Here is a 19595-nt window from a genome sequence, read left to right on the forward strand (position 1 = left end):
GTTCCGCGCTGCCAAATCAGATGGCTCGTTCCTTGCTCGGAAATGCGCATTTCCAGCGCATGACCTTGAGGGTCGGGTGTTCCTGAGACCATTTCGCGATTTCGCTGGGGGCAAGGATCATGCACTGGAACAGAGTGCCGCGGCTCTCGAAATAGAGATGTTCGTCTCGGCAATTGCTCGGATTGGCGCTGAGGCAAACCGTCAATATGAGATCGACCATGTCCATTCAGCACCTCTTGCGCGTTCCCAAACGCCCATCTCGGCGAGTCCAGCCCAACCAGGAGCCAGGACAAACCGCCACTTGCCGGATTTCCCGAGGTGCCAATGGAGAAACCGGATTGAGGTCAAGCTACGCGCTCGCCCGATAGCCGTCAACAAAGACGAATGGAAAGGTCTCTTGAGCTCGCAGGCCCCTAAACCTTTGTACGATTGACTTTCACAACATGCCAATTAGCTTCCGAGTCACGCGGCGCGGCTTCACGGGAGAAGCGGAATTTCCACTCCACCGCGTAAGGCGCATACCGACGGATCAAAGGATCGGCATGCGCAAATCGTCCAGGGCACCCAGACGATCAATGAGGAAATACCATGCGCGCAATCGCATTTTTCGCAGTCATGTCCGTTGTGCCCTTCATCGCGAGCCAATCCCAGGCACAGGATGCGGCGGCTGGTGAGAAGGTCTTCGCCAAATGCAAGGTCTGCCATACCGCCGACCAGGACAAGAACAAGGTCGGCCCGTCGTTGAACGGCGTCATCGGCCGAACGGCCGGCACGCACCCGGGGTTCAGCTATTCTCAGGCGATGGTCGCGGCTGGCAAGTCGGGCGTCAAATGGGATGAGCCCTCGCTGAAGACCTATCTTCACGATCCCAAGGCCATGGTCAAAGGAACGAAGATGGCGTTTGTCGGCCTTAAGCAGGACGAAGACATTGCCAATGTCATTGCCTATCTGAAGCAATTCTCGAAATAGAGCGCAGCCGGCCGTTCGAATTTGCGTTCGGCCGGCGAACGCCTCGATCACGCATCGGCTTGCAGCCCCTGCATTGCCGAAGGCAGATCGAAAAGGCTGTCGCAAACAAGGTCGGCGCCAAGCTCTTCGACGGGAATTTGGCTGTAGCCGCCGCGCAACAGAATGACGGGCATGCCGGCGGCGCGTGCGGCGCCCAGGTCGGCGCCACTGTCTCCGACCAGCAGCGCGTCACCGGGGTCGACCCCAAGCTGTGCCAACGCCAGCAGCAGGGCATCGGGCGCCGGTTTCAGGAATGTCACCGCGTCTCCGCCAACGATTGCGCCGAAATATTCCGTCAATCCGAAATGAAGCAGGATTTCGCGGGTCGCCAACTGCGGTTTGTTGGTTGCCACCCCCATGCTTACTCCGCCCAAATGAAAGTGGGTGAGAGCCTCCCTGACTCCAGGCATCAGCCTTGTCAGGCCGGTCAGATGGCGGCGGTAGATAGGCGCCATGACGCGGTTGGCCTCATCGAGAGCGTTGCCGAGCAGTGGCGCTCCCGACGCCGCGAAGGCTCGCTCGATCAATTTCCTGACGCCGCCGCCGATCATGGCCGTGACCTGATCCAGGCGCAGCGGCGGCAGACCGCGACTGGCCAGCAGTTCGTTGACGGCGGCCGCTATGTCCGGTGCCGAGTCGACCAACGTGCCGTCGAAATCGAACAGGATCGCCTTCGGCGATCGAAGCGGCCTACCTGCGCCGACGTTCATGCGGCATCCTTCCACTTGATCGAGCAGCCGATCGAGGCGATTTGGTCCAGCGGCCCGTTGCCGGTTCGGGCAACCTGCTTCATCGCCTCGAACAGATCGCGTCTCAGCCCGGGCGCTCCAGCTTCTCGTCGCGAGGCGTCCAGCCGACCGCGATATTGCAGTCCCAACTCGCTGTTGAACCCGAAGAAATCGGGAGTGCACACGGCTGCGTAATCGCGCGCTACAGTTTGGCGCTGGTCGTGCAGGTAAGGGAAGCTGAAGCCGTTCGTCGTGGCGAAGAGCTTCATTTGGTCGAAGGAATCCTCCGGGTAGGTGTCGGCATCGTTTGAATTGATCGCGACAAAGCCGATACCTTCGGCCTTGAGGTCGTTGGCATCGCGCACGATACGTGAAATCACCGCCTTCACATAAGGGCAGTGATTGCAGATGAAGGCCACGACCAGACCGTTCGGGCCGGCCTGGCTGAAGATCGAATGCGACCTCCCGTCGACGCCAGGCAAAACGGCATCGATGGCGCGCCAGCCGAAATCGCAGACAGGGGGGACGGCCGCCATGCTTGCCTCCGATGGAATTGTTTACGCGGCTTTCCGGATCGCACCGTCGGCCGTCTGTCGGATGGCTCCAATGTTGGCGCGATAAGCCGCCTCGGTGCCCCCCTTGAACACGGCCGACCCGGCGACCAGCACATTGGCCCCGGCCGCAGCGACCAGCGGGGCGGTTTCGGCCGTGACGCCGCCATCGATTTCGATGTCAATAGGGCGGCGGCCAACCAGTGCCTTGATTCGCCTGATCTTCTCGATGACCGCGGAAATGAAGGCCTGGCCGCCGAAGCCTGGATTGACCGTCATCAGAAGCACCAGATCGAGCCTGTCGAGCACATACTCTATGACGCTCTCCGGCGTCGAAGGATTCAGCGATACGCCGGCCTTCTTGCCGAGATTTTTGATCGCCTGCAGGGAACGATCGAGATGCGGCCCGGCCTCTGCATGCACCGTGATGATGTCGCAGCCCGCGTCGGCGAAGGCGGCCAGATAGGGGTCGGCCGGCGCGATCATCAGATGGCAGTCGAAAATTTTGTCCGTTCGGTCGCGGATCGCCTTGATCACCGGCGGACCGAAGGTGATGTTGGGCACGAAATGGCCGTCCATCACGTCGAGATGGATCCAGTCGGCACCCGCCCGCACGACAGCTTCGACCTCGTCGCCGAGCCGCGAGAAATCCGCGGAAAGCACGGAGGGTGCGATGATTGTCCTGGTGACCATGGTCGTCGTCTCCAATTCTGTCTGCGGGTGTTGGTCGCTGCGCCAGCCGGCTCCATCCCGTCAGCGCATCTTCGTCTCCGGTTCGCCTTCGAGTTTCCCTTCCGCGAACACGCGGCTGCCGCGAATGTCGGATTCCTCGATGGTGACAAGATCGGCTTTGGTCAACACCCGGCTGCGCGATGCGAAAAGCCGGTTGGCCTGCCGCAGCCGCGCCCGGTCGAGCCCATTGCGGATCGAACGCGCGTTGGAGAAATGCGGCAGCCTCATGCGAATCGGAAGATACTCTTCGAGCGCACGGGACGCCGCCTCGCTGAGGCGATAATTCTGCTCCGCGAGCATAATCTCGGCGATCGATTTCAGTTCGCTGACGCCATAGTCGGGGAAATCGAGGTGATGGGCGATGCGCGAACGCATGCCGGGATTGCTGTCGAAGAAGCGGTCCATCTTGTTCTTGTAGCCGGCAAGGATCACAACCAGATCGTCACGGTTGTTCTCCATGCACTGCAGCAGGATTTCGATCGATTCCTGGCCGTAGTCGCGTTCGTTCTCGGGCTTGTAGAGATAGTAGGCCTCGTCGATGAAAAGCACGCCGCCCATGGCACGCTTGATCACCTCGCGGGTCTTGGGCGCGGTGTGGCCCACATACTGGCCGACGAGATCGTCGCGCGTCACGGCGACCATGTGGCCTTCGCGGACATAGCCCAGACGATGCAGGATTTCGGCCATCCTCAGCGCCACGGTGGTCTTTCCGGTGCCGGGATTTCCCGTAAAGTTCATGTGCAGCGTCGGGGCGCCCGAAGTCAGCCCGAACTTGCGGCGAAGCCGGTCGACCAGGAGGAGAGCGGCGATCTCGCGGATGCGGGTCTTGACCGGCTTCAGGCCAACGAGTTCACGGTCGAGCTTGTCCATGACCTCGTCGATGTTGGACGCCTCGAACTCGGCCTGCAGATCAACCGTCGCGTCCTGTGCGGCAGCGTCCTTGGTCATCGCGTTCAGCATGGTTCGGCTAGCTCCGCTCGCCCTCGGGCCTGTCGGTCGCATAAGGCACGATCGAATAACCCTGACTGCGGCCGTCGCGCTCCTGGCGCAGCAGCCGGAACCCGGGTTCGCTGGGCGGCCGGTTGACAATGAACGACATGCGCGGCGCTTCCCAGCCCTTGGTCGAATCGAAGGCGGTTACCCGCACATACATGTTCGGACACGCTTTCCGGCAAGCGTTGACCTCGAGCAGTATGCCCGCCGGATCTTTCAAGTCGAACATCGGGTTGCCGTACATTTCCCAATAGGTGTTTCGCGGATGCGGATCGTCCGTGTACTCGACGCTGACCGCCCAATGGTTCTTCAGCGCGTATTTGATCTGCGCCGAAATCTGCTCATCGGTCAGGTCGGGCAGGAACGAGAACTGTCCCTGCGTGACCTTGTTTCCCGGATTGGTCATCATGACGACGGTTCCTTTCGTCTAGAAGCTGGGCGTTGCTGTTGGCACGAAGTCGGCCGTGTCGGTCGATTCGTAGTTGAAGGTGACGTCCTTCCAGGTCTCCAGGGCAGCCTTCAGCGGCGTGCACCATCTGGCCGCCTGTTCGAGGATCTTGGTCCCTTCGCGCAAATAATCGCGCCCCTCGTTGCGGGCCAGGATCATCGCTTCCAAGGCGACGCGATTGGCTGTCGCGCCAGCCTGGATGCCGTCCGGATGGCCGATCGTGCCGCCGCCGAACTGCAGGATGACGTCCTCGCCGAGATAGTGGATCAACTGGTGCATCTGGCCGGCATGGATGCCGCCCGAGGCGACGGGCATCACCTTGTTGAGCGAGGCCCATTCCTGATCGAAGAACAGCCCGGTTTCGAGGTTCTGCGGCGTGCGCTCCTCGCGCAGCGTGTCATAAAATCCCTTGATCATGAGCGGGTCGCCTTCCAGCTTGCCGACCACCGTGCCGGCATGGATGTGGTCGACGCCGGCCATGCGCATCCATTTGCAGATGACGCGGAAATTCATGCCGTGGTTCTTCTGGCGCGAATAGGTCGAGTTGCCGGCACGGTGCAGGTGCAGGATCATGTCGTTACGGCGTGCCCACTTGGCCATCGACTGGATCGCCGTGTAGCCGATGACGAGGTCGATCATGACGATGCAGGAACCAAGCTGCTTGGCGAATTCGGCGCGCTCGTACATCTCCTCCATCGTGCCGGCGGTGACGTTGAGATAATGGCCCTTGACCTCGCCGGTGGCAGCCGACGCCTTGTTCACGGCCTCCATGCAGTAGAGGAAGCGGTCGCGCCAGTGCATGAAGGGCTGCGAGTTGATATTCTCGTCGTCCTTGACGAAGTCGAGGCCCCCCTTCAGCGCTTCATAAACGACGCGGCCGTAATTGCGGCCCGAGAGGCCGAGCTTCGGCTTCGTCGTAGCGCCGAGCAGCGGCCGGCCGAACTTGTCGAGCCGCTCACGCTCCACCACGATACCGGTCGCCGGCCCCTGGAAGGTTTTGAGGTACGCGACCGGGATACGCATGTCTTCCAGCCGCAGCGCCTTGACTGCCTTGAAGCCGAACACATTGCCGATGATCGATGCGGTCAGATTGGCGATCGAGCCCGGCTCGAACAGGTCGAGGTCGTAGGCGATGTAGGCGAAGTACTGTTGTTCGGTTTTGGTTCCGGGACCGGTGTTCGGCACCGGCTCGGATCTGAAAGCCTTGGCGCGGTAGAGTTCGCAAGCGGTCAGCCGGTCGGTCCACACCACGGTCCACGTCGCGGTGGAGGATTCGCCGGCGATGGCCGCCGCCGCCTCCTCGTGGTCGACGCCCGGCTGCGGCGTGATCCGGAACATGGCGATCAGATCGGTTTCCTTGGGCCTGTAGTCAGGCTCCCAGTAGCCCATCTTCTTGTAGGGGATGACCCCTGACTTGTAGCGTTCCTTGCCTTCCTTGAGCGTTCCCGCTGGCAGTATGTCGATCTTGTTCATGACAGGTCTCCTGTTTGTTGCTCAGGCGGCTTTCGCGGTGGCGATATGGGGATCGAGCTTTCCCGCGGCGTAACGTTTCGCCATCTCGTCCATGGCGATGACCTTGATCTTCGAGGCGTTGGACGCCGTGCCGAAACGCTCGAACCGGTCCCGGCAAAGGTCGCGCAAGGCGTCCATGGCGGGTTTCAGGAATTTACGGGGATCGAACTCGCGCGGGTCTTCCGTCGCGACGCGGCGGAACTGCCCGGCCATGGCCATGCGGCAATCGGTGTCGATGTTGACCTTGCGCACGCCGTAGCGGATGCCGCGCTCTATCTCCTCGACCGGAACGCCAAAGGTCTGGGGCATCTCGCCGCCGTATCTGTTGATGATGTCCTGCAACTCCTGCGGCACCGAGGAAGAGCCGTGCATGACCAGATGCGTGTTGGGCAGCTTTTCGTGGATCGCCTCGATCACCTGCATGGCCAGGATGTCGCCGTCCGGCTTGCGGGTGAATTTGTAGGCGCCGTGCGAGGTGCCGCAGGCGATCGCCAGCGCGTCGACCTGGGTTGCGGTCACAAAGTCGACCGCCTGATCGGGATCGGTCAACAACTGGTCGTGGGAAAGCGCGCCTTCGGCGCCGTGGCCATCCTCTGCCTCGCTTTGACCGGTTTCCAGCGAGCCGAGCACACCCAGTTCGCCTTCGACGGAAGCGCCGACCCAATGCGCCATGCGTGCGACGCGTTCGGTTATGGCGACGTTGTAGTCGTAGCTGGCCGGCGTCTTGGCGTCCGCCATCAAGGATCCGTCCATCATCACCGAGGTGAAGCCGTGGCGGATCGCGGAAAGGCAGGTGGCCTCGCTGTTGCCGTGGTCTTGATGGATGCATAGCGGGACGGTCGGGTGGATTTCGGTCAGCGCCTCCATCATCCTGGCCAGCATGATGTCGTTGGCATAGGATCGGGCGCCACGCGAAGCCTGGATGATGACAGGCGCGTCGCAGGCCTTGGCCGCTTCCATGATGGCGAGGCCCTGTTCCATGTTGTTGATGTTGAATGCCGGTACGCCGTAGCCGTGCTCGGCGGCATGGTCGAGAAGCTGGCGAAGGGTGATGCGAGCCATTGTGAATCCTCCTAGATGATGAGCTTCAGCGCCGCTGCAGCAACCGCTTCGGACGTTATGTTGAAATGCCGGTAGAGGTCGGGGGCAGGGGCGCTGGCGCCGAAGCCGGTCATGCCGACGAAAGCACCGGTCTCGCCGATCCAGCGGTCCCAACCCAGCCGGGCTGCCGCTTCGACCGCGACGCGCGGCGCCGAGCCGAGGACGGCCTTGCGGGTGGCGCTTTCCTGCTCCTCGAAAAGCTCCCAGCACGGCATCGACACGACGGCGACGGCGACGCCATGCTCGGTCTCCAGCCTTTCGGCGGCAGCAACCGCGATCTCGACCTCCGAGCCGGTGGCGATCAGGGTGACGGCGCGGTGCCTTGCCGGCTCCCGCAGGATGTAAGCGCCCTGGCAGGAGCGGTTCTCGTCGCTGTACGACCGACGCAGCATCGGCAGGTTCTGGCGCGACAGCACCAGGACGCTCGGCCGATCCTTGCTCTTTAGCGCGAGTTCCCAGCACTCCGCCGTTTCGATGACATCCGCCGGGCGGAAGACGTTGAGATTAGGCGTGGCACGCAGCATCGCAAGGTGCTCGACCGGCTGGTGCGTCGGGCCGTCCTCGCCGAGGCCGATGGAATCGTGTGTCATCACATAGATGACGCGCTGGCCCATGAGCGCCGAGAGCCGCATCGCGCCGCGCGCATAATCGGCGAAGCACAGGAACGTACCGCCATAGGGCACGAAACCGCCATGCAGCGCGATGCCGTTCATGGCGGCCGCCATGCCGTGCTCACGAATGCCGTAGTGAATATAGCGGCCGGCATAGTCACCCGGTGCAATGCGGTTCATGCCCTTGGTGATCGTCAGATTCGAATGCGTCAGATCGGCCGAGCCGCCGACGGTCAACTCCGTTGCGCCGTTGATGACCTCCAGCGCCATTTCGGAGGCTTTTCGCGTCGCCACCTTGGTTGCCTTCTCGACATGCTCGCGACGAAAGGCTTCGAGTGCGTCGAAGACTGTGTCGGGCAGTTCGGCGGCGACGGCGCTTTCAAAAACCTCGCGCCGCGGCGAGGCGGCAAGCCGCTGCTCCCAGGCGCGCCGCATCGCTTCGCCGCGACCGGCAATCTCGCGCCAGGCGAAAAGGATATCATCCGGCACATCGAACGGCGCGTGCGCCCAGCCGATGTTTTCGCGTGTCGCGGCGATCTCTGCTTCACCCAGCGGTGCGCCGTGCGTCTTTTCCGAACCGCCGAGATTGGGGGCACCCATGCCGATCACTGTGCGGCAGGCAATCAGCGATGGCCGATCCGACCGCCGCGCCGCCTCGATTGCCGCGGCGACTGCCTCCATGTCGTGCCCGGCGACACTTTGGACATCCCAGCCGGCGGCCTTGAAGCGCGCCGGCTGGTCCATCGACGTGGAGAGGGAGGTCGGCCCGTCAATGGAAATCGCATTGTCGTCCCAGAAGACGATCAGGCGGGAAAGCTTCAGGTGACCAGCGAGGTCTATCGCCTCGTGACTGATTCCCTCCTGAAGGCAGCCGTCGCCCGCAATGACATAGGTATGATGATCGACCAGATCGGCACCGTGGCGGGCGGCAAGCATACGTTCCGCCAGCGCCATGCCGACCGCCGTGGAAATGCCCTGTCCGAGCGGTCCGGTGGTGGTCTCCACGCCAAGCGCATGGCCGTATTCCGGATGTCCGGCGGTGCGGCTGCCCAACTGCCGAAATCGCTGCAATTCCTCGATCTGCATGTCTTCATAGCCGAGCAGATGATGCAGCGCGTATTGCAGCATCGAGCCGTGGCCGGCTGAAAGCACGAAACGGTCACGGTCGGGCCAGCCCGGCCTCGACGGATCGATGTTGACGAAGCGGTTGAACAGCACCGTTGCGACATCGGCCATGCCCATCGGCATGCCAGGGTGACCCGAATTCGCCTTTTGGACGCTGTCCATCGCCAGCGCGCGAATGGCGTTCGCCATGTCGCGCTCCGAGACGGGAGCGGTTGTGGTGACGGGCTTCAGTGCTGTTTGGCTGGTCATTGCATCCTCCTCACGACACACGGCTCTTGCGTTCAATCAATTGCAGGATGAGCGGCGTCAGGATCAGCTGCATGGCAAGATCGAGCTTGTTGCCTGGCACCACTATGGAATTTGGCCGCGACATGAACGAGTCGTGGATCATCGACAGCAGATACGGAAAATCGATGCCGCGCGGATTGGCGAAGCGGATAACCAGCATCGATTCGTCGGGCGTCGGGATCCAGCGCGCGATGAACGGGTTGGACGTGTCGACGATCGGCACGCGCTGGAAGTTGATGGCGGTCTGCGAGAATTGCGGGACGATGTAGCGGACATAGTCGGGCATCCGGCGCAGGATCACGTCCATCACCGCCTCGGTGGAATAGCCGCGTGTCGAACGGTCGCGATGGATCTTCTGGATCCATTCGAGATTGATGACCGGCACGACGCCGATCTTGAGATCCGCATGCTTGGCCAAATTGATCGTGTCGGTGACGACACAGCCGTGCAGCCCCTCGTAGAAGAGCAGGTCGCTGGGAGCGAATTCGCGCCATTCGGTAAAGGTTCCCGGTGGCGTGCCGTGCTGCTTTTCCTCTTCCTCATCATGAATGTAGGTGCGGGTCTTGCCGGTTCCGCGGCGGCCATATTCCGCGAACACCTCTTCGAGAATTCCGAGTTCGTTGGCCGCGGCATTGAAATGGGTGAAGTTCGGGTTGCCGGCCTTTTCCTCCTCTGCCACCTTTGCCTTCATCGCCGCGCGATCGTAGCGGTGGAAGGCGTCGCCTTCGATGAAAGCGGCCTCGATGTTCTCGCGCCGGAAAATCAGATCGAAGATGCGCTTGACCGAGGTCGTGCCGGCGCCCGACGACCCGGTGATGGTGATGATGGGGTGCTTGGCTGACATGGTGCTGCTCAGGCTCTGAACAGGCCGCGGCGGCTGAACAGCGGCGCACGCTCACCGATGTTGCTCGGCTCTGTGTGGTAGCGGGTGATGCGCGCGACTTCCCGCGCCGACCCGAAGATCATCGGCACGCGCTGATGCAGGCTCTCGGGTTCGATTTCCAGGATGCGGTTGATCGCATCGGTGGCGGCACCACCAGCCTGTTCTATGAGATAGGCGATCGGGTTGGCCTCGTAGACGAGGCGCAGCCGTCCCTGACCATAGCCCTTGCGCCGATCGCCGGGGTAGAGAAAGACGCCGCCGCGCATCAATATGCGGTAACAGTCGGCAACCAGAGAGGCGATCCAGCGCATGTTGAAATCCTTCTCGCGCGGTCCTTCGGTGCCCTCCAGGCAGTCGTCGACATAGAGCCGCACGGCCTCGTCCCAGTGCCGGTAGTTGGCGGCGTTGATGGCGAATTCCTGAGTGCGTTGCGGAATGATCCGGCTTTCATAGGCCTGGACGAAGGTGCCGAGCCTTGTCGAGAAGACGAAGACATGCGTGCCGCTGCCGAGCGACAGGACGAGTGCCAGCTGCGGCCCATAGATGAAGAAACCGGCGCCTAGCTGGTTCACGCCCGCCTGCAGGAAAGAGGCGGCCGGATCAGCGTCCGGCGCGCCAGTTGCGGTCAGGAGCGAGAAGATCGTTCCGATCGAGACGTTGGTGTCGATGTTGGAAGAGCCGTCGAGCGGGTCGATCGCGATGGCTAGTGGCGCTTGCCTGTCGAGCAGGACCGGCTGCTCCAGTTCCTCGGAGGCGTAAAGCGCGACAGGCGCCCGGCGCATGGCGTCGAGGAAGATGTCGTCGGAGAAGACGTCGAGATCCTTCTGGACGTCGCCGTCGGCATTGGCGCCACGGGTTTCGGCAAAGGCGGCGCCGAGCACCCCTTGATTGATGGTGTTGCGGACCTTGATGGCGGCCTGTGTCAACTGACGGACGGTCGTCACAACTGCCGAGCGGAATTCGTCAGGCTGGCCGAGATAGGAGTTCAGAAAAGCGTCGAGCGTTGCCGCTGGCATCGTAACCTCCCGGTCCGGCCGCATCTCCTCGGAGCGGCTGGACTGGAGGAATGGAAACAAACGTCGCGAGATAAGTAAAATTCAATAACTTTACTTAGCCAGTAAAAATAATTTAGTATGCGGCATGAGGAACCTCACGCTCAAGCATTTCAAGACCGTCCAGGCAATCATCAAGTGCGGCAAAATTGTCAGCGCGGCCAAGATGTTAGGTCTGTCTCCTCCAGCACTGACAATCCAGTTGCGGCAAGTGGAGGAAGAATTCCAGCTGGCTCTGTTCGACCGAACGTCGGACGGCATGCGTCCCACTGCCGCAGGTCGGGCTTTCGTCGAGACAGCGCAGGTTATCGAGGAGCATCTCGGTTTGCTCGAAGACAAGATGGATGCCATCAAGGGCGTACGCACCGGCAGCCTGAGGCTCGGCGTCGTTTCCACCGCCAAATATTTCGCGCCGCGGCTGATGGCTGCGTTCATGAAGGACCATCCCGACATCGACATGCGGCTTGCCATCGGCAACCGCGCCCAGACGATCGACAACCTCAGGAACCACGACATCGACATCGCGCTGATGGGGCGCCCGGCGAAAGAGGTTCCGGTGCGTGCTTCGGTCTTCGGCGATCACCCGCTGGTCATCATCGCGCCGCCCGACCATCCGTTGGTCGCGGCGCGAGATATCTCCAAGGAGCGCATCGCGGAGGAGCATTTCCTTATTCGCGAGCCCGGCTCCGGAACCCGCATCTCGCTGGAAATATTCCTGAGCGACGTGCCTGGCCGCATCGACGATCTCGGTGTCGAGATGGCGTCGAACGAAACGATCAAGCAGGCGGTGATGGCCGGCCTGGGCATCGCCTTCATCTCTGCCCACACCATCGCTGCGGAAACCGAAGCAGGCCGGCTTGTCATCCTCGATGTTGTCGGCATGCCGATCCGCCGGCAATGGTTCTCAGTGATGCGAACCGATCACGCTATCTCGCCGGCCATGGCCACGTTCAACGATTTCCTGATGCGCAAGGGCGCGATGTATCTGCCCCTTTTTGGAAAGCTGTATCCAGACAAGGCGGGATGACATCGCACGAACGCGACGGAAAGTCCGGTGGAGAACGCCTGCGATCGTTGGTGTTATATAAGCGATGTGTTATGTTGCAGTGCGAAAGAGCGGGGGCCACGTCCTTACACCCGTAAGCGATCTGTATGTGCAACCCCTGCAGACTGTTCGGAAAACTCCCGGGTAGGGTTCGGGAATTCGATGGGGAAAAGGGGTAATGCTTTACACACTCGTTATGATGGTCTGCCTGACGGATATACCGCGGACCTGCGAACAACGCGAACAAATGGTGGACGGTCTGGCGATGAATCCCGGGACTGCCTTCATGCAGGCGCAGCCGCTGGTGGCTCGGTGGATCGAGACACATCCCGGTTATTTCGTGCAGCGTTGGCGTGTGCTGCCTGGCAGGGAGTCATGAGACAGGCAGCCAAGCTCTATTTCTTCACGACGAGCGTTTCCGAGACGGTCTTCGACAACTGGTAAAGCCGCTGCTCGATTATCGTGGGCACATCGCAGACATAAGTCAGCGACTGGACCCGTTCGGTGAAAATTCGCGTCGCGAAATTCAGCTGGTCGGTTCGCCGTTCGACTTCGTCCGGATCCGCATCGGCCTTGGCGCGCAGCGCGTCGACTTCGGATGCTTCCTTGCGCAACTGTGCCGCCATTTCGAGCTGTTTGTGCGCATAGCGGGAGATGCCGGAGATCACGTGCGAACGCTCGGTGTCCATATGGTCGAACATTCCCTGCACCAGCATCGTCATTTTTGGTGCGACCTGCTCGGGCGGCAGGGAAGTCGCGAAATCCTTGATCTCTTTCTGGGCTTCGGCAATCGGCGTCCGCCGGGCCGCCACCGCCTCGACAAGCGCCGACACACGGGCATCCTTCGCCCAATCTTTCGCGGTCGCAGGAAGCTCCGGCCCATTCCAGATCTGGCCAAGCGAGAGCCGTGGCACCTTACGCTGTATGCAGGGCCAGTCGGGATCGGTGTTTGCCGCGCCGGCGCCTCCCATCGAGGCAAGCGTGGCGACCACAACGAGAGTGTGAACAAGTCTCATTCGCGCCATCAGGCGTTTCCTCCCATGTCCTGCTTGCGGATCACCAAACCGCGCGAAGGGTCGTAGGCGATGATGGCGCCGCCCAGAAACAGCAGCGTGCAGCCGGCCACGACGCCCAGCGACAGCCACTCGATCTGCCCGTAGAAAGCAAAGCGGATCAGTTCGACGGCATAGGTGAACGGGTTGCAGAGGCAGATTTTGTAGAGCAGCGGGCTCGCCTCCTGGATGCGCCACAAGGGATACAGCGCCGGAGACGCGAAATAGCCGGGAAAGATGACGAAGTTCATGATGCCGGCGAAGTTTTCGAGCTGCTTGATCAGCGAAGACAAAAGCATGCCGAGCGCGCAAAGCATCATGCCCGACAGGAACAGTGCCGGCAGCACATAGAGGTAGCCGAGTGGCGGCGCCTTGACGCCCCACAACCAGGCAACGATCAGGAACGCGTAGACCTGCACGATCGATACGGCCACGCCGGCGAGCATCTTCGACACCAGCAGGAACCAGCGCGGAAACGGGCTGACCAGCAGGATGCGCATGTTGCCCATCTCGCGGTCGTAGACCATCGACAGCGAAGACTGCATGCCGGAAAACAGCAGGATCATGCCGCAAAGGCCCGGCGTGATATAGACCTCGTAGAGCACATAGGTCTTGTAGGGTGGGATGATCGACACGCCGAGCACCTGGCGAAAGCCGGCGGCGAAGATGAACAGCCAGACAAGCGGCCGGACCAGCGAGGAAATGAAGCGTTCGCGCTGGTGCAGGAAGCGCAGGCACTCGCGCAGGACGACGCCTTTCAGGCAAATGAGATAGTGGCGCAGGCCGAATGGCTCAGACCGCACTGGCATGATGCTGGCGACCTTTCCAGGCATCGCAGGAGCGCTCATGGCGACGTCTCCACCATGCCCGCCGTATCGACGCGGCTGAGCTTCGAAAAGGTTTCGCGAATCGAATTTCCACCGTTCGCACGGGTCACATCCGACACCTTGCCGCTCGCGACCAGATCACCCCGCCGCAGTATGACGACATGGTCGGCGTCTTCGACTTCGTCGATCAGATGCGTGGCCCAGAGCACGCCGATGCCCTCGGCTTGGACGAGCTTGCGGATGGTGGCGAGGATGCCCGCGCGAGACTCGATGTCGAGGCCTACGGTCGCCTCGTCAAGCAGGAGCAGGGAAGGGCGGTGCAACAGCGCCCGGGCGATTTCGATGCGCCGCATCTGACCCCCGGAGAGGCTGCGTGCCTTGTCATGCTGGCGGCCCTGCATGTCGACCGTTTCAAGCAGCGCGGCAATGCGCTGGCGAGCGTCGCGTCCGCCAATGCCATGCAGCGAGGCGTGGTATGAGAGATTCTGGTAGACGCTGAGGTCGAGGTCGAGCGTGCGTGCCTGGAACACGATGCCGACGCGTCTGAGTGCTTCGCCGGATGCGCGGCGAATGTCATGGCCGAAGATGCGGATCGATCCGTGACGCGTGTCGTAGAGGTGGCTTATCAGTGAGAACAGCGTTGTCTTGCCGGCCCCGTTGAGGCCGAGCAGAACGGTGAAAGTCGCCGGCGCGATCGAGAAGGAGACGTCGTTGAGCGCCCGCTTCTGGCCATAGGAATGGCTGACGGCACCGACATCGAGCGCCGCCACCTCTTCTCCCGGACCGCTTGTCCTCATATGCTGCATGCCGGGCCGCTCCTTCAGGACGCGTTGGCTATCTGGCGCCTTGATCGCCTTTTGTCTCACTTGATCGTAATCTTGCCCTTCAGTCCCTTGTCGGCAAGGTCGGGAACCGACCAGGTATATTCGCCCGGGCGAACGGTATGGAACTGCACCTGGATCGTCCCCGCGTCGTCGAATTCCAGCCAGGCTGGTCCGCCGTCCATATGCACTTCCAAATCGTTGATGACGATCTGGTCCATCCAGACATTGCGGAAGAGGTCGGTGACGAACTTGTATTCGAAACCGCCCTTGGAGGTGATCTTCCAGCGATAGCCCTGGCCGGCGATCAGCTCGAAATCCTTCTGATTGACGGCGTAAGTGGAATCGGCCGAACCAATAATCAGTTCCGGCAGGTTCTTGCTGGCACGCGACGGTTTTGGTGTTGCGTCGTCGGCGCTTGCTCCGATCGGAGCAAGGACGAATCCGGCGAGCGCGGCGAAGAAAAACCTGCGGAAAAGTTTGATGTCTTGAGCCTCCCGATGATCAATGTCTGCTATTTGGGCGAAATGACCACACCCCAGGGCTGCTGGCCCACGGTGAGCGATTGGACCGGCTCGTCGGTGGCCGTGTCGATGAAGGTGATATCGTTGGAATTGCCATTCGTGGTGATCAGCGTTTTCTGGTCGGGCGTGAAGGCCAGATGCCAGACACGCTGGCCGACGAGGATGTATTTCTCCACCTCGTAGGTGTCGGTATTGATCACCGCGACATGGTTCGCCGGGCCGAGCGCGACATAGGCTTTCTTACCATCGGCGGTGATGGCGATGCCTACCGGCTGGATGGTTTCGGCCCGCAGTCCCTGAATCGCGAACTGGATCTTCTTCACCACTTCGCGTTTGGCGTTGTCGATGACGCTGACAGTGCCACCGACCTCGGCGCTGACCCAGACCTGCGAGCCGTCGGGCTTGAAGTCGGCGAAGCGCGGGCGCGTGTCGACCAGCACGTTGTCGGTCACCTCATGCGTGCTGGTGTCGATGAAATGCGCCATGCTGGTGGTTTCCGAGGTGTTGACCATGGTCTTGCCATCGGGGCTGACACCCATGCCTTCCGGTTCCACACCGACCGGAATCTCGGCCAGGACCTGCTTGCTTTCGACGTCGATGGCGGTGACGAGATTATCGTCCTCATTGGCGACATAAAGCGTCTTGCCGTCCGGCGAGAGCACGAACAATTCGGGATCGGGGCCGGATGGCAGCGTACCGACGATTTCAAGCGTCGCGGTATCGATGATCTGGACCGTATCGTCATCGCTGGCGCATAGGTAGACGAACTTGCCGTCATGCGAGATGGTGATGCCGCGCGGTCTCTGGCCGACTTCAACTGTCTTCACCACCTGCATCGTCGCCGTGTCGACGACGGTCATCGTGTTGTCCTTCTCGTTGGAAACGTAGGCCGTATAGGCCGATGCCGGACTGGCCGTCAGGCCGGCCGCGAGAATGGCGAATGCGCAAGCTCGTTTCTGCACGCAAATTCCTCCCGATTGACTCTACTTGAGAGCGCATTTCGTTTCCGGCTGATCGACACCGAGCGTGTCGAGTTCGGAGACTTGGTGAAGATAGCCCTCTTGTGGCGATGTCGAGACGACGGACTTGGTATCGCCAAGCAAGATCGGCTGGCGAAGCTGGAGGTTCCATTTGCGGAAGGTCAGCTTCTGCCCCTTGAAAGCAGCAACCGAAAAGTCGTCCGAGCGCATGTAGTCGCTGATCTTTTTCGCATCGTCGCCCTTGGTGCGCGTGGTGGCCTCGCCGACGGCACGCACCGCCGTCCAGGCCGACATGTCCTTTGAAAGCATCCGCCGGCTCGCCGTCTTCAAGAAGCGGCTCTGCATCTGGATACCGCCCCATTGTTCGCTGGCGGGATGCCACGACGATGCAACCAGACCGGCCGTGCCGGCGACCAGCCGCGGCGTCCAGGTGCGATAGGGCACGTAGGTCCCGAAAACCTCGCTTTCGTCGGCGACAAGCACCACGTCATGCTCCGGGAGATCTTGCGTGAACACGGAAATCTGCTGCTGTATCTGCGTGGCGCCGGTGTCGGTGCGCCTGGCTGTGCCGGTATCCTTGAATTCCTTCTCGGCGACGATCTGGCCGCCGAAGCGGGTTGCCGCGCGGCGCAACGCATCGGCGTAGAGACGATCCTGCTCATGCGACCCATAGAGCAGCACCCAATTCGGCCACTTCTTCACCATGAGATACTGCGCCAGCGCATCGGCCAGCATGCTGCGCGTCGGCGCGACATGGAAAACGTTGACGCGGCAGTCCTCCTCGCGAAGGCTGTCGTCGGTGGCGCCGACGTTGAAGATCAGCACGCCTTTGTCGCGGGCGATGTCGGCGATCGACAGCAATTGTTTGGCTGAAAGATCGGCGACCACATAGCGGTCGCCCTTGGCGATCATGCCTTCGAATGCCTGAACCGCGTCGCCGTCGGGCTTGATCTCGGTCACGTCGAGGCTGAATTTCTGGTTGGTGAACTTTCCGGTCGTATTGTTGTCGCCGATCGCCACCTCGGCGCCGGCGACACCTTCGTCACGTGGCGGCAGGTCGAGCATGGAAAGCGTCAATTGCGGTGCGTAGGCCCGCAAATAGCCTATCTTGATTTCGGTTGTCTTTTTTTCCGGCTTCGCCACCGTTTCCTGGCCTGTCGCGTCGGAAACGTTGACGGTCAGGGAAAAAAAGCACAAAAAGGCAGCGAGAGTGCCTGGCACCGCGCTCGTCATCGATAGTAATTACCCATTCTTGCGCAAAGGTTCGACGGTTGCCGGACCCGCGCCAAGTCAAGGTGCCCATGATCAACTTAGCCGACCCGCAAAATTTATCAAACCCTATCGGAAGACTTTTCGCGCCTGCCAGAACGGTGCGGAAGGTCGCCGGCGTCGATTCGCATGGCAGCACCGGCGAGACGTGGCGCAGGGGGATCGACTGCCTCTATAAAAACGTCTTGTCCTCCAAACTGGAGAAAGTGTTCAAATGACCAGAATGCTGGCAAGCGTCACCGGCATCGAAGAGGCGGAGATCGCTCTTTCTGGAGGTGTCGACATCGTCGACCTGAAGGACCCGAAGGCGGGAGCTCTGGGCGCGGTGTCCACGGAAACCATGCGCCGAACGATTTCGTTCATCGCTGGTCGGGCTCCGGTCAGCGCGGTCTGCGGCGACCTGCCGATGGAGCCCGAAACGATCCGCATCAAGGCCGAAGAGATCGCGGCGACCGGCGTCGACTATGTGAAGATCGGATTTTTTCCTTCGGCGAATATCTCTGCCTGCGCACAGGCGCTCGAACCGCTCGCCGCACGAACGAAGCTGATTGCCGTGCTGTTTGCCGATCTGGCGCCGGACTTCGAACTTCTGCCGATATTCGCCAGGCATCGCTTCCATGGCGTGATGGTCGATACCGCGCAAAAGGGGAAGGGCCGGCTGCTCGATCATCTGCCGCCGGAGCGTATTCCGGGATTCGTAGACCGAACGAAATCGCTCGGTCTGATGGTCGGCCTGAGTGGATCGCTGGAAGCTCCGGATATTCCGCGCCTATTGCCTTTCGCTCCCGATTTTCTCGGCTTTCGGGGGGCGCTGTGTGGCCATTCCGGTCGCACGAGTTCGATCAGCGCCGAGGCGGTCTCGCAGATTCGCGAGTTGATCCCGGCGGAATCCGGGACCGGCGGTCAATCGAGTATCGACTATCGCCTGTTGGCGGCGAGAGGCTATTCGCCGGACACCGACCCGACATTGGGCACGGACAGGATTTTTGTGCGGGATTTTGTTCTGCCGGTCCAGATCGGTGCCTACAGCTTCGAGCATGGCCATACTCAAAAAGTGCGCTTTGATGTGGCCGCCGACGTGCTGCAAATCACCGACCATCCCGAGGACATGCGCCATGTGTTCTCTTATGACATCATCATGGACGGCATTCGCACCATCGTCGCGCGGGGACATATCCAGCTCAGCGAGGCTTTGGCCGAGCAGGTGGCAGCGCACGTCCTGGAGAACCAGCGTGTCGTGCGTGTCACGGTAAGGGTGGAGAAGCTCGAGCTCGGCCCTGGCGGTGTCGGCGTCGAGATCGAACGCAAGCGCCAATCGGCGGGACGCGGCGCTGCCTCCGGCACTGCCGGCCGAAAAGACCGGAGCGTTGTTTTCCGGCCGCGCCAGGAACGCCCCGAAATGCTCCGACGGGCCATCGTCAAGCTTGGCGGCAGCACGGCCCATGCGGCGGAGATGAAGAGCTGGATCGCAGCGCTGGCGGGTTCCAGGCTGCCGATCGTCATCGTGCCCGGCGGCGGCCTCTTTGCCGACCATGTGCGCGAGACGCAGACACGCATGGATTTTTCCGACGCCGCCGCTCATGCCATGGCGATCCTGGCCATGGAGCAGTTCGGCCATGTCATCCTCGACCGGGACGAAAGACTGACGCCGGCACGGTCGCTGGACGAGATCGGGCGAGCGTTGGAGGCGGGCAAGGTTCCGGTGTGGCTGCCGTCGTCACTGGCACTGCCGGCGCTGGATGTTCCGGCCTCGTGGGACATTACCTCCGATTCTCTGGCCGCCTGGCTTGCCGGCAAGCTTGGCGCAAACGCGCTGTTGCTTATCAAGCAGACCGGTGCATTCTTCGATGGCGATACCGCTGACAGCCTGAGGACCCGAGGCATTGTCGACCCGGGCTTTGCCGCCATGCTGCCCGACGGCGTCGATTTCCATCTCGCCGGTCCGAAGGATGCTGCCGGGGCCGGCGCGATGCTCGCGTTGGGCAAGCTGCCCGGCACCAGGATCGTGGCTTCAACAGGGTCGTCGGCAAAGAAGGCGGGATAGC

General features: G+C 61.5%; 21 protein-coding genes. 4 read left to right on the forward strand and 17 right to left on the reverse strand.

Annotated elements, in window-relative coordinates; genetic code table 11:
- Nucleotides 1-16: 16 nt before the first annotated feature.
- A complete protein-coding gene (locus tag AC0L2U_RS22945; RefSeq protein ID WP_027036925.1) occupies nucleotides 17-226 on the reverse strand; it encodes a hypothetical protein in 210 nt (69 codons plus the stop codon).
- 362 nt (nucleotides 227-588) lie between these two features.
- Between AC0L2U_RS22945 and AC0L2U_RS22950 the strand changes: the two genes are divergently transcribed.
- Nucleotides 589-969 (forward strand): c-type cytochrome, encoded by a 381-nt coding sequence (locus tag AC0L2U_RS22950; RefSeq protein ID WP_027036924.1) that lies wholly within the window; start codon nucleotides 589-591, stop codon nucleotides 967-969.
- Between the two features lie 47 nt (nucleotides 970-1016).
- Here the strand turns inward: AC0L2U_RS22950 and gph are convergent, their stop codons facing one another.
- The 10 genes from gph to AC0L2U_RS23000 are packed head-to-tail and all read right to left on the reverse strand — an operon-like array spanning nucleotide 1017 to nucleotide 10996.
- On the reverse strand, nucleotides 1017-1718 hold the full coding sequence (gph, locus tag AC0L2U_RS22955; protein ID WP_473602695.1) for a phosphoglycolate phosphatase: 702 nt from the start codon (nucleotides 1716-1718) through the stop codon (nucleotides 1017-1019).
- Nucleotides 1715-2272: a thioredoxin family protein gene (locus tag AC0L2U_RS22960; RefSeq protein ID WP_473602696.1), complete on the reverse strand. Its 558-nt coding sequence runs from the start codon at nucleotides 2270-2272 to the stop codon at nucleotides 1715-1717. Before AC0L2U_RS22960 ends, gph begins: the two co-directional genes overlap by 4 nt.
- Before the next feature lie 21 nt (nucleotides 2273-2293).
- Nucleotides 2294-2980: a ribulose-phosphate 3-epimerase gene (rpe, locus tag AC0L2U_RS22965; protein WP_473602697.1), complete on the reverse strand. Its 687-nt coding sequence runs from the start codon at nucleotides 2978-2980 to the stop codon at nucleotides 2294-2296.
- A gap of 60 nt (nucleotides 2981-3040) precedes the next feature.
- Nucleotides 3041-3979, reverse strand: a complete 939-nt coding sequence (cbbX, locus tag AC0L2U_RS22970) for a CbbX protein (RefSeq protein ID WP_473602698.1) — start codon at nucleotides 3977-3979, stop codon at nucleotides 3041-3043.
- Between the two features lie 7 nt (nucleotides 3980-3986).
- On the reverse strand, nucleotides 3987-4421 hold the full coding sequence (locus AC0L2U_RS22975) for a ribulose bisphosphate carboxylase small subunit (protein WP_013532057.1): 435 nt from the start codon (nucleotides 4419-4421) through the stop codon (nucleotides 3987-3989).
- A gap of 18 nt (nucleotides 4422-4439) precedes the next feature.
- The gene (locus AC0L2U_RS22980) at nucleotides 4440-5933 is read right to left on the reverse strand and encodes a ribulose-bisphosphate carboxylase large subunit (RefSeq protein ID WP_013532056.1); all 1494 of its coding nucleotides are present in this window, start codon (nucleotides 5931-5933) and stop codon (nucleotides 4440-4442) included.
- 21 nt (nucleotides 5934-5954) lie between these two features.
- Nucleotides 5955-7034: a class II fructose-bisphosphate aldolase gene (gene fba / locus AC0L2U_RS22985; RefSeq protein WP_473602700.1), complete on the reverse strand. Its 1080-nt coding sequence runs from the start codon at nucleotides 7032-7034 to the stop codon at nucleotides 5955-5957.
- Nucleotides 7035-7045: 11 nt separating this feature from the next.
- Nucleotides 7046-9058: a transketolase gene (tkt, locus tag AC0L2U_RS22990; protein ID WP_473602701.1), complete on the reverse strand. Its 2013-nt coding sequence runs from the start codon at nucleotides 9056-9058 to the stop codon at nucleotides 7046-7048.
- 10 nt (nucleotides 9059-9068) lie between these two features.
- On the reverse strand, nucleotides 9069-9941 hold the full coding sequence (locus tag AC0L2U_RS22995; RefSeq protein WP_027036917.1) for a phosphoribulokinase: 873 nt from the start codon (nucleotides 9939-9941) through the stop codon (nucleotides 9069-9071).
- A gap of 8 nt (nucleotides 9942-9949) precedes the next feature.
- Nucleotides 9950-10996: a class 1 fructose-bisphosphatase gene (locus AC0L2U_RS23000; protein ID WP_023810405.1), complete on the reverse strand. Its 1047-nt coding sequence runs from the start codon at nucleotides 10994-10996 to the stop codon at nucleotides 9950-9952.
- 124 nt (nucleotides 10997-11120) lie between these two features.
- Here AC0L2U_RS23000 and AC0L2U_RS23005 point away from each other — a divergent pair, with 124 nt between their 5' ends.
- Both AC0L2U_RS23005 and AC0L2U_RS23010 read left to right on the forward strand, forming a co-directional pair.
- Entirely contained in the window at nucleotides 11121-12059 is a 939-nt protein-coding gene (locus tag AC0L2U_RS23005) for a LysR family transcriptional regulator (RefSeq protein ID WP_127319312.1), read from the forward strand.
- A 196-nt stretch (nucleotides 12060-12255) separates the two neighbouring features.
- Nucleotides 12256-12456 carry a hypothetical protein gene (locus AC0L2U_RS23010; RefSeq protein WP_127269848.1) on the forward strand — a complete coding sequence of 67 codons (201 nt, stop codon included), beginning with the start codon at nucleotides 12256-12258 and terminating at the stop codon, nucleotides 12454-12456.
- A 16-nt stretch (nucleotides 12457-12472) separates the two neighbouring features.
- On the opposite strand, the gene AC0L2U_RS23015 is transcribed toward AC0L2U_RS23010, so the two are convergent.
- The 6 genes from AC0L2U_RS23015 to AC0L2U_RS23040 all read right to left on the reverse strand — a co-directional run bounded on the left by AC0L2U_RS23015 (nucleotide 12473) and on the right by AC0L2U_RS23040 (nucleotide 17514).
- Nucleotides 12473-12910, reverse strand: coding sequence for a hypothetical protein (locus AC0L2U_RS23015; protein ID WP_473602703.1), 438 nt, complete (start codon nucleotides 12908-12910; stop codon nucleotides 12473-12475).
- Nucleotides 12911-13101: 191 nt separating this feature from the next.
- A complete protein-coding gene (locus AC0L2U_RS23020; protein WP_050580490.1) occupies nucleotides 13102-13938 on the reverse strand; it encodes an ABC transporter permease in 837 nt (278 codons plus the stop codon).
- Between the two features lie 35 nt (nucleotides 13939-13973).
- A complete protein-coding gene (locus AC0L2U_RS23025) occupies nucleotides 13974-14762 on the reverse strand; it encodes an ATP-binding cassette domain-containing protein (protein WP_292679875.1) in 789 nt (262 codons plus the stop codon).
- A 56-nt stretch (nucleotides 14763-14818) separates the two neighbouring features.
- Entirely contained in the window at nucleotides 14819-14998 is a 180-nt protein-coding gene (locus tag AC0L2U_RS23030; protein ID WP_473602704.1) for a hypothetical protein, read from the reverse strand.
- A 293-nt stretch (nucleotides 14999-15291) separates the two neighbouring features.
- On the reverse strand, nucleotides 15292-16263 hold the full coding sequence (locus tag AC0L2U_RS23035; protein WP_127268107.1) for a YVTN family beta-propeller repeat protein: 972 nt from the start codon (nucleotides 16261-16263) through the stop codon (nucleotides 15292-15294).
- A gap of 21 nt (nucleotides 16264-16284) precedes the next feature.
- A complete protein-coding gene (locus tag AC0L2U_RS23040) occupies nucleotides 16285-17514 on the reverse strand; it encodes an ABC transporter substrate-binding protein (protein WP_127268108.1) in 1230 nt (409 codons plus the stop codon).
- 250 nt (nucleotides 17515-17764) lie between these two features.
- Between AC0L2U_RS23040 and AC0L2U_RS23045 the strand changes: the two genes are divergently transcribed.
- Nucleotides 17765-19594, forward strand: a complete 1830-nt coding sequence (locus AC0L2U_RS23045) for a (5-formylfuran-3-yl)methyl phosphate synthase (RefSeq protein ID WP_256748118.1) — start codon at nucleotides 17765-17767, stop codon at nucleotides 19592-19594.
- The last annotated feature ends 1 nt before the right edge of the window (nucleotide 19595 follow it).

It is taken from the genome of Mesorhizobium sp. WSM4808, from assembly GCF_055811675.1.

Coding starts and splice junctions, on each gene's coding strand:
- AC0L2U_RS22960 (WP_473602696.1), bottom strand. CDS start 2,272: ATGGCGGCCGTCCCCCCTGTCTGCGATTTCGGCTGGCGCGCCATCGAT.
- AC0L2U_RS23025 (WP_292679875.1), bottom strand. CDS start 14,762: ATGCAGCATATGAGGACAAGCGGTCCGGGAGAAGAGGTGGCGGCGCTC.
- AC0L2U_RS22975 (WP_013532057.1), bottom strand. CDS start 4,421: ATGATGACCAATCCGGGAAACAAGGTCACGCAGGGACAGTTCTCGTTC.
- AC0L2U_RS22950 (WP_027036924.1), top strand. CDS start 589: ATGCGCGCAATCGCATTTTTCGCAGTCATGTCCGTTGTGCCCTTCATC.
- AC0L2U_RS23020 (WP_050580490.1), bottom strand. CDS start 13,938: ATGCCAGTGCGGTCTGAGCCATTCGGCCTGCGCCACTATCTCATTTGC.
- AC0L2U_RS23010 (WP_127269848.1), top strand. CDS start 12,256: ATGCTTTACACACTCGTTATGATGGTCTGCCTGACGGATATACCGCGG.
- AC0L2U_RS23045 (WP_256748118.1), top strand. CDS start 17,765: ATGACCAGAATGCTGGCAAGCGTCACCGGCATCGAAGAGGCGGAGATC.
- fba (WP_473602700.1), bottom strand. CDS start 7,034: ATGGCTCGCATCACCCTTCGCCAGCTTCTCGACCATGCCGCCGAGCAC.
- rpe (WP_473602697.1), bottom strand. CDS start 2,980: ATGGTCACCAGGACAATCATCGCACCCTCCGTGCTTTCCGCGGATTTC.
- AC0L2U_RS22980 (WP_013532056.1), bottom strand. CDS start 5,933: ATGAACAAGATCGACATACTGCCAGCGGGAACGCTCAAGGAAGGCAAG.
- AC0L2U_RS23030 (WP_473602704.1), bottom strand. CDS start 14,998: ATGGACCAGATCGTCATCAACGATTTGGAAGTGCATATGGACGGCGGA.
- AC0L2U_RS23005 (WP_127319312.1), top strand. CDS start 11,121: ATGAGGAACCTCACGCTCAAGCATTTCAAGACCGTCCAGGCAATCATC.
- gph (WP_473602695.1), bottom strand. CDS start 1,718: ATGAACGTCGGCGCAGGTAGGCCGCTTCGATCGCCGAAGGCGATCCTG.
- AC0L2U_RS22995 (WP_027036917.1), bottom strand. CDS start 9,941: ATGTCAGCCAAGCACCCCATCATCACCATCACCGGGTCGTCGGGCGCC.
- AC0L2U_RS23000 (WP_023810405.1), bottom strand. CDS start 10,996: ATGCCAGCGGCAACGCTCGACGCTTTTCTGAACTCCTATCTCGGCCAG.
- AC0L2U_RS22945 (WP_027036925.1), bottom strand. CDS start 226: ATGGACATGGTCGATCTCATATTGACGGTTTGCCTCAGCGCCAATCCG.
- tkt (WP_473602701.1), bottom strand. CDS start 9,058: ATGACCAGCCAAACAGCACTGAAGCCCGTCACCACAACCGCTCCCGTC.
- cbbX (WP_473602698.1), bottom strand. CDS start 3,979: ATGCTGAACGCGATGACCAAGGACGCTGCCGCACAGGACGCGACGGTT.
- AC0L2U_RS23040 (WP_127268108.1), bottom strand. CDS start 17,514: ATGACGAGCGCGGTGCCAGGCACTCTCGCTGCCTTTTTGTGCTTTTTT.